The organism is Kribbella catacumbae DSM 19601 (assembly GCF_000372465.1).
Classification (GTDB): domain Bacteria; phylum Actinomycetota; class Actinomycetes; order Propionibacteriales; family Kribbellaceae; genus Kribbella; species Kribbella catacumbae.
Map to the genome: position 1 here is coordinate 1 of NZ_AQUZ01000043.1, position 16,791 is coordinate 16,791.

At 66.6% G+C, this 16,791-nt stretch carries 15 protein-coding genes and 1 rRNA gene; 4 read left to right on the top strand and 12 right to left on the bottom strand.

The features are described from left to right. From A3ES_RS0132890 to A3ES_RS0132910, 5 genes are all read right to left on the bottom strand, one after another. Nucleotides 1-173, bottom strand: a 16S ribosomal RNA gene (locus A3ES_RS0132890); the annotation flags it as partial. 798 nt (nucleotides 174-971) lie between these two features. Further along, a complete protein-coding gene (locus A3ES_RS0132895) occupies nucleotides 972-2,024 on the bottom strand; it encodes a serine hydrolase domain-containing protein (RefSeq protein ID WP_020391100.1) in 1,053 nt (350 codons plus the stop codon). A gap of 50 nt (nucleotides 2,025-2,074) precedes the next feature. Then, nucleotides 2,075-2,302: a hypothetical protein gene (locus tag A3ES_RS0132900; protein WP_020391101.1), complete on the bottom strand. Its 228-nt coding sequence runs from the start codon at nucleotides 2,300-2,302 to the stop codon at nucleotides 2,075-2,077. 79 nt (nucleotides 2,303-2,381) lie between these two features. Beyond that, nucleotides 2,382-2,591 carry a KTSC domain-containing protein gene (locus A3ES_RS0132905; RefSeq protein ID WP_026163427.1) on the bottom strand — a complete coding sequence of 70 codons (210 nt, stop codon included), beginning with the start codon at nucleotides 2,589-2,591 and terminating at the stop codon, nucleotides 2,382-2,384. A 59-nt stretch (nucleotides 2,592-2,650) separates the two neighbouring features. Further along, nucleotides 2,651-3,037, bottom strand: coding sequence for a helix-turn-helix domain-containing protein (locus A3ES_RS0132910; RefSeq protein ID WP_020391103.1), 387 nt, complete (start codon nucleotides 3,035-3,037; stop codon nucleotides 2,651-2,653). A 143-nt stretch (nucleotides 3,038-3,180) separates the two neighbouring features. Here A3ES_RS0132910 and A3ES_RS0132915 point away from each other — a divergent pair, with 143 nt between their 5' ends. Next, complete coding sequence (locus tag A3ES_RS0132915; RefSeq protein ID WP_237745129.1) at nucleotides 3,181-3,471, top strand: hypothetical protein; 291 nt, start codon at nucleotides 3,181-3,183, stop codon at nucleotides 3,469-3,471. A gap of 59 nt (nucleotides 3,472-3,530) precedes the next feature. Here the strand turns inward: A3ES_RS0132915 and A3ES_RS0132920 are convergent, their stop codons facing one another. Together A3ES_RS0132920 and A3ES_RS0132925 are read right to left on the bottom strand one after the other, a co-directional pair. Next, entirely contained in the window at nucleotides 3,531-4,415 is an 885-nt protein-coding gene (locus tag A3ES_RS0132920) for a hypothetical protein (RefSeq protein WP_020391105.1), read from the bottom strand. Nucleotides 4,416-4,743: 328 nt separating this feature from the next. After that, nucleotides 4,744-5,373: a hypothetical protein gene (locus tag A3ES_RS0132925; RefSeq protein ID WP_020391106.1), complete on the bottom strand. Its 630-nt coding sequence runs from the start codon at nucleotides 5,371-5,373 to the stop codon at nucleotides 4,744-4,746. A gap of 241 nt (nucleotides 5,374-5,614) precedes the next feature. Between A3ES_RS0132925 and A3ES_RS0132930 the strand changes: the two genes are divergently transcribed. Continuing rightward, nucleotides 5,615-6,403, top strand: a complete 789-nt coding sequence (locus A3ES_RS0132930; RefSeq protein WP_272944656.1) for an aldo/keto reductase — start codon at nucleotides 5,615-5,617, stop codon at nucleotides 6,401-6,403. A gap of 74 nt (nucleotides 6,404-6,477) precedes the next feature. Here A3ES_RS0132930 and A3ES_RS0132935 read toward each other — a convergent pair whose 3' ends face one another. The 4 genes from A3ES_RS0132935 to A3ES_RS0132950 form a co-directional block, all read right to left on the bottom strand. Then, nucleotides 6,478-6,873, bottom strand: coding sequence for a hypothetical protein (locus tag A3ES_RS0132935; protein ID WP_020391108.1), 396 nt, complete (start codon nucleotides 6,871-6,873; stop codon nucleotides 6,478-6,480). 106 nt (nucleotides 6,874-6,979) lie between these two features. Then, nucleotides 6,980-9,874, bottom strand: a complete 2,895-nt coding sequence (locus A3ES_RS0132940) for a vitamin B12-dependent ribonucleotide reductase (protein ID WP_020391109.1) — start codon at nucleotides 9,872-9,874, stop codon at nucleotides 6,980-6,982. A 92-nt stretch (nucleotides 9,875-9,966) separates the two neighbouring features. Continuing rightward, complete coding sequence (nrdR, locus tag A3ES_RS0132945) at nucleotides 9,967-10,446, bottom strand: transcriptional regulator NrdR (protein ID WP_026163430.1); 480 nt, start codon at nucleotides 10,444-10,446, stop codon at nucleotides 9,967-9,969. A gap of 329 nt (nucleotides 10,447-10,775) precedes the next feature. Next, nucleotides 10,776-12,608: a glycerophosphodiester phosphodiesterase gene (locus tag A3ES_RS0132950; protein WP_026163431.1), complete on the bottom strand. Its 1,833-nt coding sequence runs from the start codon at nucleotides 12,606-12,608 to the stop codon at nucleotides 10,776-10,778. 99 nt (nucleotides 12,609-12,707) lie between these two features. Here A3ES_RS0132950 and A3ES_RS0132955 point away from each other — a divergent pair, with 99 nt between their 5' ends. Together A3ES_RS0132955 and A3ES_RS0132960 are read left to right on the top strand one after the other, a co-directional pair. Next, nucleotides 12,708-13,661: a nucleoside hydrolase gene (locus A3ES_RS0132955; RefSeq protein WP_020391112.1), complete on the top strand. Its 954-nt coding sequence runs from the start codon at nucleotides 12,708-12,710 to the stop codon at nucleotides 13,659-13,661. 106 nt (nucleotides 13,662-13,767) lie between these two features. Further along, on the top strand, nucleotides 13,768-15,093 hold the full coding sequence (locus A3ES_RS0132960; RefSeq protein ID WP_026163432.1) for a Gfo/Idh/MocA family protein: 1,326 nt from the start codon (nucleotides 13,768-13,770) through the stop codon (nucleotides 15,091-15,093). Between the two features lie 1,051 nt (nucleotides 15,094-16,144). Here the strand turns inward: A3ES_RS0132960 and A3ES_RS0132965 are convergent. After that, nucleotides 16,145-16,669, bottom strand: coding sequence for a LysM peptidoglycan-binding domain-containing protein (locus A3ES_RS0132965; RefSeq protein WP_051084865.1), 525 nt, complete (start codon nucleotides 16,667-16,669; stop codon nucleotides 16,145-16,147). Nucleotides 16,670-16,791 lie beyond the last annotated feature (122 nt).

A 16,791-nucleotide genomic window follows, 5' to 3' on the forward strand; every position in this document is an offset into this window, starting at 1 on the left:
ATCCGGTATTAGACCCCGTTTCCGAGGCTTATCCCGAAGTTGAGGGTAGGTTGCTCACGTGTTACTCACCCGTTCGCCGCTCGTGTACCCCCGAAGGGGCCTTACCGCTCGACTTGCATGTGTTAAGCACGCCGCCAGCGTTCGTCCTGAGCCAGGATCAAACTCTCCGTTGAAATCCATATGTCAACCACAACAAAAGCTGCGGATAACAGACTACTTCGAGTGATCCTTTGATATCTCAGAAACAATCAAACTGACTTGAATCATAATTTCTCAAAGGAATCCGAACACGAACAACAGACAACCCAACACCCAAAATCCCGAAGGGACCAGGGCGGACAGGATCATCCAATGCCGTGAAACGGGTTAATGCTAAAATTTCGGCATTGACTTTCGGCACGCTGTTGAGTTCTCAAGAATCGGACGCACACCGCGCTTGATTCTTCCGAACCAAGCTCCGGGGCAACCCGCCGAACATTACTGTTTCGTTTGCAGCCAGTCAAACTGGCTACTTTCGTCCCAGTCTCCCCGTGTCGCAGTGACCGAGACCCGCACGAGGCGTGTTTCGGCTTCTATGATCTTCAGGGAGTTTGGAGCGTCCGGCCGCTTTCGCGTCCCGCACCCGCTCCAACAAGAAGAACATTACTGACATTCGCGGTGAAGATGCAAATCGGGTCCGGGACCCTGTCCGAACCCTTGCAGAGCCTCTCCGGCGAGCCAGCCGCCGTCCCTCTGGTCACACCAGTCACCCGCGTCTCCGCGAGCCACCTCCCCATGGTGCCGAACCCGATCAAGTCATCCCACCGGAGACGGCAGATGGGTGGGAGACCGGATCAACCAGCTCCCACCCATCGAAGTACCGCACCGTCCAGCAGACGCCTCTCGGCGAGTGGCCGCTCGTAGCGGCTGAGTGTGAGGCCCGGGGGTCATGTACCGGACGGCATCAGATGTAACCCACTCCCCCCACGCACCTATTCCCAGCCGTACGACGCAGCGATCCGGGCGAAGGCTCTCTCCACGACGGAGCTGCCGTTGTGCCCGTTGGTCATCACGGCTGCGCCGTGGCCCGTGTCCCGGTACGCGAGCAGATGGCACTTGAAGCCCCTGTTTCCTCCACCGTGTCCGAATCGCTTCCCGCCATCAGCCAGGAACACCCCGAGCCCCAGCGCATCCATCCCGTCGATTCGCTCGACCGTGGGGACATGCGGCGTCAGCTGCTGCCGAGCCAGCTCCTGGGAGATGAGAGCTCCCTCGACGCCGTCGTACGCGCTCTGGACTGCCAGCGCGAAGGTCACGAGGTCAGTTGGCGTGGTCCAGAGGCCGGCTGCGGCTAGTTCGGGATACGAGTGCCATCGGCCATCCACTGGTCGACCGAGTTCGTCGTGGGCGGTGGCTGCGCGACCGTGGAGCTCCGCCGGCAATGGTTGCGCGAAGTCGCTGTCGGACATGCCCAGCGGATCCAGGACGAGTTCGCGCAGGAGCTGGCGGAACGGCGTACCGGTGACATCTTCGAGGAGTTGCTGCATGACGACGGTTCCGCCGCCGGAGTACCGGAACTGGGTGCCGGGCACCAGGTCAACGCGGACCTCGGAGGTGTTCGCCGGCGGCACGCCGTTCAGGATCTGCACCGGGGTCGGCAGCTCGGCGCCTTGCCTGTACCCCGGGAAGCCGTGAACCGTCAGACCCGCACTGTGACTCGCAAGCTGCCGCAAAGTGACGACTGGCTGCCGCTCGTCCGTCGGCGGAATCTGCCAGGAAGTGAGTCTCCCGTTGACGTCCTCATCGAGGCCGAGCAGCCCTTGGTCAACGAGCCGAAGCATGGCGACCACCGCGACCGGCTTGCTGATCGAGCAGGCCTGGAACAGCGTTCCCGCGGTGACCGGATCCGCGCGGCCGGCCTCGACCACACCGGCGCTGCCCCGATCGGTGATCTCGCCGTTGCCGATCACCGACCAACTGATCCCTGGAACCTTGAACTCCTCGAGATCCCTCTCGATCTCGCTCCTCAGCCCGTCCGCCAACACCGTCGCCTCCCCAGTCAGGTTGCTACGGAGCCTAGACGTGGCGAGGCGTGTCAGCGGGACGGTTGTGGGGCTTCGCAATCGATCTTCGGGTTGGCGCCGACGTAGTTCAGGGGGCCGGCGATGATGGTGACGGCGACTGTGCCGATCTTCGCGCAGCTGGCATCCGAGCCTTTGAAGTAGTTTCGCTGGGCGGCCGCTGCGACGCCGATCAGCAACCACACGACCACAAGCACCGTGATGACACGAGACCCGGTCCTGGACGCTGTACGCGTGACCATCTCCACCTCCTGACGAGATCGCCCCCGTGAATCCACCTTCCGGTGCCCGCCCAATCACGCAGCGAAACGTGGCCGGCGCTCAGACCTCGGCGACATCGAAGTACGGCTTGATCTGGGTGTTGACGTAGTTGCCGATGCTGGGGGCGGCCAAGAGGCCGGCGTACGTCGGCTGCGGCACGTCGTAGTACTGGTAGGTGCTGCCGTTCACGTACTCCAGCTCGAGGGTGCCGCTGGACATGTCGTACCCCACCGACTTCACACTCGTCGAGGTCACCGGCCGTCGCCTCATCTGCCTGTCCCTTCGCTTTCCAAGCCGACGACAGTACGCCGTACTCGAACCGATTGGCGTCAAGGCGGCCCCGGCGACTCGGTCGTCGCGACGCCCCTGCCGGCCGGCTGAACGTCAACGGTCTGGAGCACCGCCAAGATGCGCGACAGCTCGCCCAACGCAGCGTGAAGTTGGTCGACCGTCGAGTCGTCCAGGCTCGGTTGGTCAGTCTGCGGTACGCCGATGCTCGCGGCGAACCTCGTCTGTGCCTCCGGCGAGGCCAGGTTGAGCGAGGTGTCGAGCGCCTCCTGCAGCTGAGGGCTGGGCACCATGTCGGGGCGCTTGCGCCACTTGGCCACGGTGCGTGGCGAGACGCCGAGGTGCTCGGCGAATGCCTCGCCGGTCAACCGCATCGCCGCCTGCAAGGCGCGTGCGTGCCGGCCCGTCCACTGGTCGATGACTGTCATCGGCCCCGCTCCTCCCAGCTTGCGATATCACTCTGTGCAATCAGATTACGTCGATCGAGTGACCTCGTGGGTGCATGTTCGGTGCCCTGTGGATACCGGTCGGGTTCATGGTCGAGCCAGGCTCGCGAGCGTTGACTGTCGGTATGGACGAGATCAGCGGCAGACCCGCGACGATGCTCCGGCCACCGCGAAGACATCTGAAAGTCGCGGCCAAGGCGGGACCACGACGCTTTCACCTCTTCCGGGAGCGCGACGTCTCAGGTGTCAGCGGCACCGGCATCGTCGCCGAGGGCGTCGAGTGGACCGACGGCACCGTCACCCTGCACTGGGGTGGCCGATACCCCACCACCACCGTGTGGCAGGACGGCATCGACGCCTTGCTGACCATCCACGGACACAACGGCGCCACCACAATCCAATGGATTGACAACTGAAAAGCCCGGTAGAGCCGGCGCCACCCCTGCACCAGCGCCGGCTCTACCGACCAAGCCGATCAGCCTTGCTCAGAAGGATTTTCGCCCGGATCCTCGGCCTTCTGAGCCAGCTGATCATCACGTCCGGACACCTCCGGTACTACGAGCGCCAGCGGGCCGTGTTCGTTCTCCCACCGGCGTTCGAGGGCCTCGAGCGGGAGGTCGTTGGCTGCCGCGGACAGCCGGGTGAGGGTGCCCAACAGATCCACACACTTGGCGACCTCGCCCGGATTGTTGGCCAGCCACCAGACGACGGCCGAGCCAGGCGTGGCGAGGACGTCGTCACGGAGGTAGGCGCGTTTGTCCTGCTCCAGTTGGCGTTCCAGCAGCAGTGTCTGCGCGCGGCGGTGAAGGGCGGTGACGTTCTGGAGGTGCTTGAGATCGGCGTCCGGAAGCTTCAGCCGTACCTCGGTGGCCCAGGTGCGGACCTGGCCTCGCTCGTCGAGATCAGGTTCGCCGAGCAGAGACGCCAGGCGGTGCTGGTTCAGCGCCTCCTCCGACGGTTGCTGAGCTGCCGTCAGCGCCTTCGCCCTGCTGAGCAAGGCGTCGACGGCGACACTGCCGAGGTCTGCATGCCGCAGTCCTGTCATCACAGGCGACCACTGGACGATCGCCGAGAAGCTGAAGGAGTAGTCAGGCGACGCCGACGGAAGCCGTACGCCGGCGATGGTTCGCGTGGGCGGCGTGGTGAAGACAGGTTCGCGATCCACCGGTTTCGGGGCGGGTGGAGTGGGAGCCACGACGGGTGCCGGTGGCTCTTGTTTCCAGACCAGCGCCAGGAGGATCAGCAGGAGTGTCGACGCCGCCGCCGCAGCCCAGGTAGGCAGGCTCAGCATCGTTGCAAGGAGGTAAGGAACGGCAACGACCACGGCCGCTGTCAACAGCACCCGCTTGGTGTGCGTCATCGCGGATCGCCTTCACCAGTGGGGGAAACTCCACGCACCCGACCGTCGATCGCCACGGCTGCTCGCCTCTCACCCCGCGCTGATCCTCACACCAGAGCCACAAAGAGTCTGCCACGCATCACACACGGTAGCGACGCCAAGCGTGTCGCCAAGCCGAACACCGGTGGAGTGGGTTTGGCCCGCAGTACCGAGGACAGCGACGGCCTGGTGCGGGCCACTTAGCAGCAGTACCGCGGGCAGAGACGTGCTGCGTGTCGGTCTGGTGCGGACCACCTAGCAGGAGTGCCGCGGGCAGCGACAAGGTGCGGGGCGGTTGGTTGTGGGCCGATTAGCCGGCTAGGGAGCGGAGGGCTCGGCGGCTGGGGGTTAGGAGGACTGGTTTGTAGGGGCAGCGGGCGTCGGTGAGGGTTTCGTAGGCGCGGATGGCTCGGTCGGCGGCGTCCCAGCCTTGTTCGGCGGGGCTTTTGCCTAGGCCTCGGTTGCGGACCAGGGCGCCGTAGAAGGCGGAGCAGAAGACGGTGGCTTCGTACCAGCCGATGACGGTGCTGGTGCCGATGTAGGTGATGTCGTCCTGGAGGCAGTCGCGGATGGCGCGTTGCCATTTGCCGATGCCGGTTTTGCAGCCGTCGGCGATGACCACGCCGCTGGCGATGCCCCAGGAGCGGTCGAGGAACCAGTCGGCCAGTGCGGTCAGGGAGACCTGGGTCTGGCCGTCCGTCGAGAGGAAGGACGGTTCCTCACTGTGATCACCGTGTGCCATCACGTGGAGAACGGACGAAGGGGTGGTGAGGGCGGAGAAGGCGGTTTCGTGGTCGCGGGTGCGGACGAAGTTCACATCGATCACCGGGCTGTCCCAGCCCGCGTTGATATTGCCCGTGATGCCCTGGACGAAGGTCATCGAGGCGTCGAAGGAACTGTCCAGGCCAAGGTCCACCAGCGTGATCAGTCGGTTCTTCATCGCCCCACCCCTCACCATGTTCCCGGTCCCGGCAACCCATGATGACCCAGCCCACCGACAATCCGCTCCCCACGTCTCGCCGCGCAGGCTCGGCGGCCGAACTGGTCCCGATCGGCTGCTGGGCAAGGGCTGAGGAAAAGGGTTGCCAGGTCCGGGATACGGTGGCCAGGAGACTGTCGGCGTGCTGTTTGGAGGATCGATGATGACCGTTCCAACCGTCACTTTGAGCAACGGAGGCGTCATGCCCCGGCTAGGGCTCGGGACCTCTCCGATGAACGACGACGACGCTGAGCGGGCCGTCGTACGGGCTCTCGAGGTCGGGTACCGGCTGGTCGACACGGCGGAGAACTATCGCAACGAGGTCGGCGTCGGGCGGGCGCTCGCGGCGTCCGGATTGGCGCGGGAGGACCTGTTCGTCACCTCCAAGTTCAACAAGCGGTGGCACAGCGTCGAGGGGGCGCGGACGGCGTTCGAGGCGAGCGCGGAGAAGCTGGGACTCGAGTACCTCGACCTGTTGCTGATCCACTGGCCGAATCCGGACCAGGACCGGTACGTCGACGCCTGGCGCGGGCTGATCGAGCTCCGCGAGGCCGGCCTGGTCCGTGCGATCGGCACCTCCAACTTCAAGCCCTCCCACCTCCAGCGGCTGATCGACGAGACCGGTGTCGCCCCTGAGGTGAACCAGGTCCAGTTGAGCCCGGTCTGGACCAAACAGACCGAACGCGAGTTCCACGCCACCCACAGCATCGTCACCGAGGCCTGGAGCCCTCTCGGCAAGGGCACCGACCTTCTGGACCACCCAACAGTCGCAGCAGTGGCCAAGGCCCACGACAAGACGCCCGGCCAGGTCGTACTCCGCTGGGAGGTCCAGCAGGACGTAGTACCGATCCCTAAGTCAGCTAACCGCGAGCGCCTTGAGCAGAACCTCGCAGTGTTCGACTTCGAGCTCACAGCCGACGAGCTGACTGCCCTCGACGCGATGGACGGCACTGGCAAGGCCCCTGCCGACTCGGACAGGTTCGGCCACTAGAAACAGCCAACTCAGTCAGTGACCTTGGCCAGTTCGGTCAGTAGCGTCGGGAGGACTGACTCCATCCGACGAGGTCAGGTGGTGAAGGAGCCGGTGACGACCGAATACGACTCGACGCCGTCTTTCTGGGACCAGAGGCGGATGCGAACCAGGGTGCCGTCGGTGACAGAGAAGTTGCAGAACGACCAACCCTGGTAGTCGGCGACCGTGGTGTCGTCGAAGCACTCGTGGGCGTCGTACCAGAAGCCGACCTGGCTCTGGTAGAGCTGAATGGCTACGCGGGCGCTGTGGCGGTCTACCTGATCGTCATGCACGCCGAGCCATTCGCCGTCGGTGCAGTAGACCGCAGCGCTGAGCCGCGAGTTCAACAGTTCCTTGGTCGGGTGGGCGTAGCAGTTCGCTGGCGAGTTGGCGTAGGCGGGCGCAGCGGTCAGCGCTGATGCGGCCAGCACGCCGGCGGCGGGATCCACTGGCCAGAACCGGAACCTGTCCAGTACTTGCCAACGGCAAGCAGACGCGCTGCGGCCCCCGGGGGAATGGGAAGTTCCCGGGGGCCGTGGCGCTGTCAACTAGGGGTTAGCTGCAACCCGAGGTGCTGCCGCAGCCTTCGCAGACGTAGCAGGAGCCGGAGGGGCGCATCTTGGTGCCGCAGGTGAAGCAGAGGGGGGCGTCGACCGAGGTGCCGGTGATGAGTTCGAACATCTCGGCGGTCGTACGGACCTCTGCGGTGACCGGCTTGGCGGCCGCGGCTTCGACCGGAGCCGAAGGCTCTTCGACCTTCTCCGCGACCTTGTCGACGGACTTCAGCGACTCTGCTTCCGACACCTCGACCGGGGCCGGCTCGTAGGAACCGGTGTCGAGCTGGCGGGAACGCTCTTCGGCGGAGTAGATGCCGAGGGCGGCGCGGTCGTCGAAGGCCAGGTGGTCCAGCGCCAGGCGGCGGAAGATGTAGTCCATGATCGACTGCGCCATCCGGACGTCCGGGTCGTCGGTCAGACCGGCCGGCTCGAACTTCAGGTTGGTGAACTTCTGGACGTAGGTCTCCAGCGGCACACCGTGCTGCAGCGCGACCGAGATCGCAATCGAGAAGGCGTCCATCACCCCGGCCAGGGTCGAGCCCTGCTTGCCCATCTTCAGGAAGACCTCACCCAGACCGTCGTCGGGGTAGGAGCCGGCCGTCATGTAGCCCTTGGCACCGCCGACCGTGAAGGACGTGGTGCGGGACGGACGCGACTTCGGCAGGCGCTTGCGGGTCGGCCGGTACTCGATGATCTTCTCGACGACCGGCTCGGCGGCGGCCGCGTCGGCGGCCGCGCTGGCCTTGGCGGACTTGGAGTCCGACAGCGGCTGGCCGACCTTGCAGTTGTCGCGGTAGACGGCGAGTGCCTTCAGGCCGAGCTTCCAGCCCTGGAAGTAGACGTCGGCGATCTCCTCGACCGTCGCGGTCTCCGGCAGGTTGACCGTCTTCGAGATCGCGCCGGACAGGAACGGCTGGGCCGCCGCCATCATCCGCACGTGGCCCATCGGCTTGATCGCGCGCTCGCCCATCGCGGTGTCGAAGATCTCGTAGTGCTCGGTCTTCAGACCGGGCGCGTCGACGACGTGACCGTGCTCGGCGATGTACTCGACGATCGCCTCGATCGTCTCCTCGGTGTAGCCGTACTGACGCAGCGCCCGCGGCACCGTCTGGTTGACGATCTGCATCGAGCCGCCGCCGACCAGCTTCTTGAACTTGACCAGCGAGAAGTCCGGCTCGATCCCGGTCGTGTCGCAGTCCATCATGAAGCCGATCGTGCCGGTCGGCGCGAGCACCGAGGCCTGCGCGTTGCGCCAGCCGTTCTTCGTACCGATCTTCAGTACGCCGTCCCACGCGGCCGTCGCGTGCTTCTGGACGTCCTTGTCGATCTCGTGCACGGTCCGGATCGCGTCATTGGCCGCGGCGTGCTTGCGCATCACCCGGGTGTGCGCGTCCTTGTTCCGCTCGAAACCGTCGTACGGCCCGACGATGCCGGCCAGCTCGGCCGACCGCTTGTACGACGTACCGGTCATCAGGGAGGTGATAGCGCCCGCCAGTGCGCGACCACCGTCTGAGTCGTAGGCGTGTCCGGTCGCCATCAGCAGCGCGCCGAGGTTGGCGTAGCCGATGCCTAGCTGCCGGTACGCGCGGGTGGTGTCGCCGATCGCCTCGGTCGGGAAGTCGGCGAAGCAGATCGAGATGTCCATCGCGGTGATGATCAGCTCGACGGCCTTGACGAAGTTGACCGAGTCGAAGGAGTCGTCGTCCTTGAGGAACTTCATCAGGTTCAGCGACGCGAGGTTGCAGGACGAGTTGTCCAGGTGCATGTACTCCGAGCACGGGTTGGACGCGGTGATCCGGCCCGTCTCCGGGGTGGTGTGCCAGTCGTTGATCGTGTCGTCGTACTGGATGCCCGGGTCGGCGCACGCCCACGCGGCGTGGCTGATCTTGTCGAACAGCTCGCGTGCGTCGACGGTCTCGATGATCGAGTTGTCGATCCGTGCCCGCAGCCCGAAGTCGCCCTTCTCCTCGACCGCGCGCATGAACTCGTCCGTCACCCGGACCGAGTTGTTCGCGTTCTGGTACTGCACCGAGGTGATGTCGCGGCCGCCGAGGTCCATGTCGTACCCGGCGTCGCGGAGGACACGGATCTTGTCCTCCTCGCGCATCTTGGTCTCGACGAACTCCTCGATGTCGGGGTGGTCGACGTCCAGCACGACCATCTTGGCCGCGCGCCGGGTGGCGCCGCCGGACTTGATGGTGCCGGCCGACGCGTCCGCGCCGCGCATGAAGCTGACCGGGCCGGAAGCGGTGCCGCCCGAGGACTGCAGCAGCTCCTTCGACGACCGGATCCGGGACAGGTTCAGGCCGGCACCGGAGCCGCCCTTGAAGATCAGGCCCTCTTCCTTGTACCAGTTCAGGATCGAGTCCATCGAGTCGTCGACGGCGAGGATGAAGCAGGCCGACACCTGCTGCGGGGACGTGGTCCCGACGTTGAACCAGACCGGCGAGTTGAAGCTGAAGTACTGGTGCAGCAGCATCCAGGTGAGCTCGTGCTCGAACACCTCGGCGTCGGCGGGGGTGGCGAAGTACCCGTAGTCCTCGCCGGCCTTGCGGTAGGTCTTGACGACCCGGTCGAGCAGCTGCTTGAGGCTCCACTCGCGGTTGTCGTGGCCGACGGCGCCGCGGAAGTACTTGGTGGTGACGATGGTGGAGGCGTTCACGCTCCAGTAGTCGGGGAACTCGACCCCGCGCTGCTCGAAGACGGTCTCACCCGTCTTCCAGTTCTGCTGTACGACGTCGCGGCGCTCCCACGTCACGTCGTCGTACGGGTGAACACCTTCGGTCGTGAAAATGCGGTCGATGGTGAGTCCCGCGGGCGCGTTCTTGCGCCCCCGGAACCCGGCCGTCGACCTTTTGGTCGACCCCGAGTGGCCGGTCACCGTCTCTGTCATGGTTGCTCCTCGCCTGGTGTCAATGCCGCGGTCTGTCGGGACCGCCCCGTTGGGTGCTGCTCTTTACCGCTCTTTACTGCTGGTTCCCCGATTTATGTCTGTACGGACGGCTCGGTGCCTTCGGGCTCTTTCTCCGCCCGGAGCAACGCGATCTCCGTCTCGAAGTCGTCGGCCGACTCGAACTGCCGGTAGACGCTCGCGAAGCGCAGGTACGCCACCTCGTCGAGCTCACGCAGCGGTCCGAGGATCGCCAGGCCGACCTCGTGCGCCGGCACCTCCGGCGAGCCGCTGCCCTTCAGCGCGTCCTCGACCTGCTGGCCCAGCCGGGCCAGGGCGTCCACGCCGACGGGCCGGCCCTTGCAGGCCTTGCCGACTCCGTTGATGACTTTTTCCCGGCTGAACGGTTCGGTGGCGCCGGAGCGCTTCACGACCGTGAGCTGCATCTGCTCGACGGTGGTGAACCGCTTCTCGCAGACCGGGCACTGCCGCCGGCGGCGGATCGCTCCGCCGTCCTCGGCGACCCGGCTGTCGACCACCCGGGAGTCCACGTGCCGGCAGTAAGGACAATGCATGGCAGACCACTCCTCCCGTGAGCGTTTCAGCCCCTGCCTGGGGATGAAACTGTGGATCAGCTGGGGACAACTTGTGCATGACCTGTGTGTAACCAACCACTACCTGTGGATGACTTACAGGCTTGTAACTACTACATCTAGGGATGTTACGTCCGGCCTCCGACAGTTTGCAAGAACGGTCGAATCTCGCGCGCGTCTCTTTGTTCCAACACCGGCGCGGCCCCATGTACTCCCGCGTGGCGCCACCGCGACGACCCTTTCGAGGAGCAAAATGCGGCCGGCCGGACCCCGGGTGAAGCACCCCCGGAGCCCGGCCGACCGGCCTGCGATCAGCTCGTTGCGAGGAGTCGCGCCTCGGTCACGATCTGCTGCCGCCGTACTGCGCTCAACCCGGCCGCGGCCGGCGTCGCGGCGTACGTGGCCAGTACGCCGTACTGGCGCCGGCCGAGCAGTGTCGTCATGGTCGAGACCGCCGTCTGGGACGCGCCGGAGGTCAGGATCAGGTGCGCGAGCCCGGTCGGGGTCGCAACGATTTCGAAGCTGGACACCACCGGCGTGTTGCCGGCCAGCACCTTGATCTCGTGCGCGCCGGCGGCCAGCGTGCTGGTGTCGACAACCGCGCCATTGTCCACAGGCCGCCCGTCGAGGGTGATCGAGTCCGCCGCGGTGGCGGCGATCGTCAGCACCTGAGCACGATCGACCTTCGCACCGGCGGCCGGAGAGAGCACGCGGGGCTTGGCGCGCTGGCGGAAGGCCGCATTCCAGCCGGCCAGCTCAGCCGGACGGTTGGTGATGATGCCGTCGACGCCCGCCTTCTCGAGCGCGTCCCAGCGAGCCGCGTCGTCGACCGTCCACACGTTGACGGCGACTCCGGCCGCGTGCAGCTCGGCGATCGCCGCCGGCCGGGTGGCCAGGGCAGCGTCTGACGGGTTGTACGCAGACAGGTCGAGATCCTTGGCGATGGCGACCGGGTCGGGATCGAGCGTGCTGCGGAGCAGGCCGAGCGGCAGTTCGGGTGCCAGTTCGCGCATCCAGCGGAGATGCTGCGGCTCGAAGCTCTGCACGAAGACCCGGCTGCTCATCCCCCGGCTCCGGATCTCGGTGACGATCCGCGCGACCGAATCCTTGGTGTGCGCGCCCTTCACCTCCAGCAGCAGGTTGCCGCCGCGCGTCTTCAGCCCATCCAGTTGCGCGGCCAGCGTCGGGACTTGCTGACCCTTGTACGCCGGTGCGAACCACGAGCCCGCATCCAGCGCGGCCACCTGTGCTGCCGTCAACGACCGCACAGCACCAGTTCCATCGGTGGTCCGATCCACGGTGGTGTCATGCAGGATCACCGGTACGCCGTCCTTCGTCGGCTGGACGTCGTTCTCGATCCACTCGGCCCGGGCGCGACGCGCGACCTCATCGGAGGCGGCTGTGTTCTCCGGAGCTGCCGATGAGCCGCCACGATGTGCCCACACGCGAAGCGGCTCGCCCGGTTTGCGGATGAACGACTCCCGCTGCAGCGGAGTCACCTTCAGATCGTCGAACGACACCGTGGCGCCATTGACCAGCAACGCCTGTACGCCGCCCGCGGTCCGGTTCACCATGCTGGTCCGAAGGGATTCGCGGCCATCGACGTACCAGGTCGCCCTGGAGCCGCGGACCTCGACGGCGACCGCGACCTCCTTGCCGACTCCGACCTGGATCGGGGCGGCGCCCGTATCGGTGACGTTCCAGGTGTTCGAGGCGGTCCGCTGGGCGAACTCAAGTCCGTTGTTCACCGTGGAGCCGTTGCGGAGGGTCGCGATCGACCACGGCACCGCACCGGTCGGAGCGAGGTCGAGCCCGATGGCGACCCAGCGCGCGGCGTCGAGTGCCGAGTCGAAGCGGAGATGGCTTTCGATCCGGTAGTCGGTCAGCGGCGTACCGAAGGTGATGCGACTCTGCTGGCTCGCGGTGGTCGACGTACCGACGAGGCGGCCGTTCTGGACCTTCCAGGTTCCGTCGACCGCATTCCACCCAGCCGGCAAGCCAGGGCCGTCGAAGGTTTCGTTCACAGTGGGCGCGTCGGCCGCGGGTTCGGCCTGGGCTGGTGGAGTAGTGAGCAGGGCAGTGACCGTGATGCCCGCGACGAGGGCTGCGAGCACTGCGCGAGGGCGGCGTCGAGTGAGCTTCATGGAGACCGACCGTAGGAAAGTCACGCTAACTTCGCCAGAGCCCGTGATGAATTAACTGCCAACGCTTGGTGGCGCCCTCGATGGGTGAGGATAGACCGCATGAAACCGGTCATCCTCGACGTCGACACCGGGCTGGACGACGCTTGCGCACTCCTCCTCGCCGCCCGGCACCCGGAGCTCGACCTCAAGGCGGTGACCTGTGTGGGCGGCAACGTCGGCATCGACCAGGTCGTCGTCAACACGCTGACGGTGCTCGACGCCGCCGGCCGCCCGGACGTGCCGGTTGCCCGCGGCGCCTCACTCCCCTTCCTGCAACCCGTCCGTACTGCGCCACACGTCCACGGCGCCGACGGTCTCGGCGACCTCGACTGGCCAAAATCCATCCGTACTGCGGACGCCAGGCACGCCGTCGAACTACTGCGGGACGTGTTGCTGGAGGCGGCGCGGACCGGCGAACTGGTGACGCTGATCCCGTTGGCGCCGATGACCAACATCGCCTTGCTCCTGCGGACCTATCCCGAAGCGGCCGCCGGGCTGCGCGAGATCGTCTTCATGGGTGGCGCGGCCGGGATCGGCAACGCGACCGCGTCGGCGGAGTTCAACATCTGGACCGATCCGGAAGCGGCCGCGATCACGCTGACCGCGGCGAGCGAACTCGGCGTACGGGTGACGATGTATGGGCTGGATGTCTTCTACGACGTCGTGATCTCGCTGGCCGAGGCCAAGGCGCTCAGTGGCTCGCCGTCGGCGGATCTGGCTCGGCGGCTGATCGAGCGGCGCAGCGAGCTCTACCGATCGGACGACGGTGCGAGCATCGGTGACGGCGGTGCGGTGTGCGCCGTGATCGACCCGTCCGGACTGACCACACTGCCCTTCCCGTTGCGGGTGGAGCTGTCCGGCAGTTGGTCGCGGGGACGCACGATCGTCGACACCCGCGACTGGGCGGGCGACCTGACCACCGACCCGCACGGCGTCGCGCCACCCGTCGTCCAGGTCGCCACCGCGGTGGATGGCCGGCGGTACGCCGACCTTTGGCTGGCGACGGTGCGCTAGTACCCACAGGGCACTGGCGGCCGGTTTCGGTCAGCGGGTTGTCCTGACAAGGTCGGCATGATTGAGTGGCAAACGCTTGCCATGCCGATCTCACCAGGAGTGTGCCTTGTCCGCACCCGCCCAGGAACGCCGTCGTTACGCTGTTGTCGGGTTGGGGGCCAGGGCGCAAGCCTTCGTGAACGCGCTGGCCGGCCCGTACGCCGATCGCGCCGAGCTGGTCGGGTTCTGCGACGTGAACCAGACCCGGATGGCGGTGCACAACCGCTGGCTGGCCGAGAAGCACGGAGCGGCCGCGGTGCCGCAGTACGACGCTGCTGATTTCGGCCGGATGCTGACCGAGCAGCGCGTCGACGCGGTCGTGGTGACGTCGATGGACCGGACCCACGACGACTACATCGTCGCGGCGCTCGAGGCCGGCCTGGACGTGATCACCGAGAAGCCGATGACGATGGATCCGGACCGGTGCAAGCGGATCCTCGCGGCGGCGGACAAGTCGACCGGATCGGTGCGGGTGGCGTTCAACTACCGCTACAACCCGGTGCACGAGAAAGTCCGCGAGGTGCTCGCAGCTGGCGCGATCGGCGAGATCGGGTCGGTGCACTTCGAGTGGTTGCTCGACGTGCGGCACGGCGCGGACTATTTCCGCCGCTGGCATCGCGACAAGGCCAACGGCGGTGGGCTGATGGTGCACAAGGCGACGCATCACTTCGACCTGGTCAATTGGTGGATCGATGCGGAACCGGTGACGGTGTTCGCCGACGGGAAGCTGTTCTTCTACGGCGACGTGAACGGCAAGAAGCGTGGACTCGCGCGCGACTATGACCGCGCTGACGGTTCGCCGGCGGCAGCGGACGATCCCTTTGCGATCAAGCTCGCAGCGGCACCGCAATTGCGCGAGCTGTATCTGGAGGCCGAGCACGAAGACGGCTATCACCGCGATCAGAACGTTTTCGCACCGGGGATCACGATCGAGGACGACATGGCGGTCCTGGTCAGGTATTCGACCGGTGCGTCGTTGAGCTATCACCTGACCGCGTATTCACCGTGGGAGGGCTACCGGATCGGCTTCAACGGCAGCGCCGGGCGGCTGGAACTCCTCGTCCGGGAGAACACTTTCGCGACTCCGCCGGCCGACCAGCAGCATGCGACCGCAGTACAGCATGGTGATGCGAAACCGGGCGAGACCGAAGCTCTGCTGACTTTGCATCCGTTGTGGGAGCCGCCGCAGACACTGCTCCACGGCGAACTCGGCCAAGGCCACGGCGGCGGCGACGCGCGCCTTCTCGAGTCACTCTTCGGCGACCCGGCCGACGACCCGCTCCGCCGCAGCGCGGACCACCACGACGGCGCCCGCTCACTCCTGATCGGTCTGGCCGCCAATCAGTCGTTCGAAACCGGCCAGGTCGTCCAGGTTGCGTCCCTCCTCAGCTGAGGGCACCTGGCACTAACCACCGGAAGCCGAGGGAGGCGGACCGCCAGCACTACCGAACCCCACCCAGCAACCGCTTCCCTCGGCGTGTCGCGGCCCCAGAGCCGACTTTGGTAGTGGCGGCGGTCCGCACCTCCCGCTGAGGCCGATGTGCGGGTCAGTCCTGCGGCGTGGCGCACGAGGTCGCCGGCCCTGATCTTCATCTGTCTGCGATTCCGCGCCAACCCCGGTGATCATTGGCCCCTTTCACCCGCGCTCCGAGCCACGGTGAATCGGATCAACTGCCTGGGAGGTAAGGGCTCCTTATACCCGTCGGTGGTGGTGGCGCGGCTGGAGTTGGGGAGGATTCTCGCTGGACCCGGGGCGGATCTTGCCCCGGTCCGGGGACATTTACCTCCCCGCCCGCGACAGATGCCCGACCTTTGCGGCACGGGCCGGGCGTCTTTCGGTGGAACGGGCGCCTGGCCGGTGCCCAAGGTGGCTCGGTGCTCAAAAGACCCCGACGCCCGGACCAGGTCACAAGAACCATCAAAAGGGGGCGAATGATCGGGTGCTGTTGACCTGGAGGGGATCGGGATGGAAGGTACGAAACCTCGTACGCCACTTTGCTGGACGCCGCCCGAGACATGTGAGTTGCTTGGGGCGAGCGAGCGCGGGCCGCTACAGGCCCGGGCGGACGCAAGCCGCCGTAGACCGGAGGGCACAGGCTGAGGTGGGCAAGCGCCTGAGGCCGCGCCGAGTGGGAGCGAGCGGATTGCCTGGGCGCAGGCAGGCCCGGCGGGGAGCGAGCGGATCGGCCGGGCGCGGGCGGCCGGCTGTCGCGAGGCAGCTAACGCGCCCACGGTGGAGATCCGGCCACGCTCGCCCAGCATGATGCGTTCCCGGCCCCGGGGCCCGTCGCCTGCTGGCCGGTAGGGCTGTGTCCGCTCGCTGGCCGGTAGGGCGGTGTCCGCTCGCTGGCCGGTAGGGCGGTGTCCGTCTGCTGGCAGGTAGAGCGGGTGTCCGTCTGCTGACGGGTAGGCGGATTACTGCTTGTTGTGAGAGTGCGGGGAGGTCAGCGGACGGGGATCTGGAGGGTCTGGCCGGGGATCACGTCAGCGGGAGTACGGAGGTTGTTGAGGTCGGCGATCTTCTCGACGACCAGAGCCGGATCTTCGGTCGGGTTGATCTCTTGGGCGATGGACCACAGGGTCTGGCCGGCGCCGACCTCCACCTGAATGGTGTGGTCGTAGCGGGGCTGGCCGTCGAGGACGCCGGCGACACGGAGGCCGAGGACGGCGATGGCGGCGCCGAAGACCAGGATCGAGACGGTGGTCAGCAGAAGCTTGCCGCGGCGGGTCAGCTGGAGGGCCGACGGCTCGATCTCGGCGGACCAGGCGCGTGATCGGCGGGTCTGCACCGCGACCCGGGGCTGGGGGCCGAGGTCGGCGCCGGAGCAGGCGCGGACCGGGAGTGGCTCGGTGCTGGTGCCGGCGATCCGCCGCCGCCGGCGGGTCTCGCCGGGTGGCTGCGTCACCTCGGTCGCGGGCGTCGTCACGCCTGATGTCAGGGCTCCTGACGCCAGTGCCGCTGTGCTCATCGGATCCTCCAGACCTCGTTCTACGCTGTCGATCCCTGTCTACCGGCCGCCGCCGACAGTTTTCGGTGGACCACCCGGGGCGACCGGCCCGAACACCTGTTCGATCGAACGCCTGTACGAAT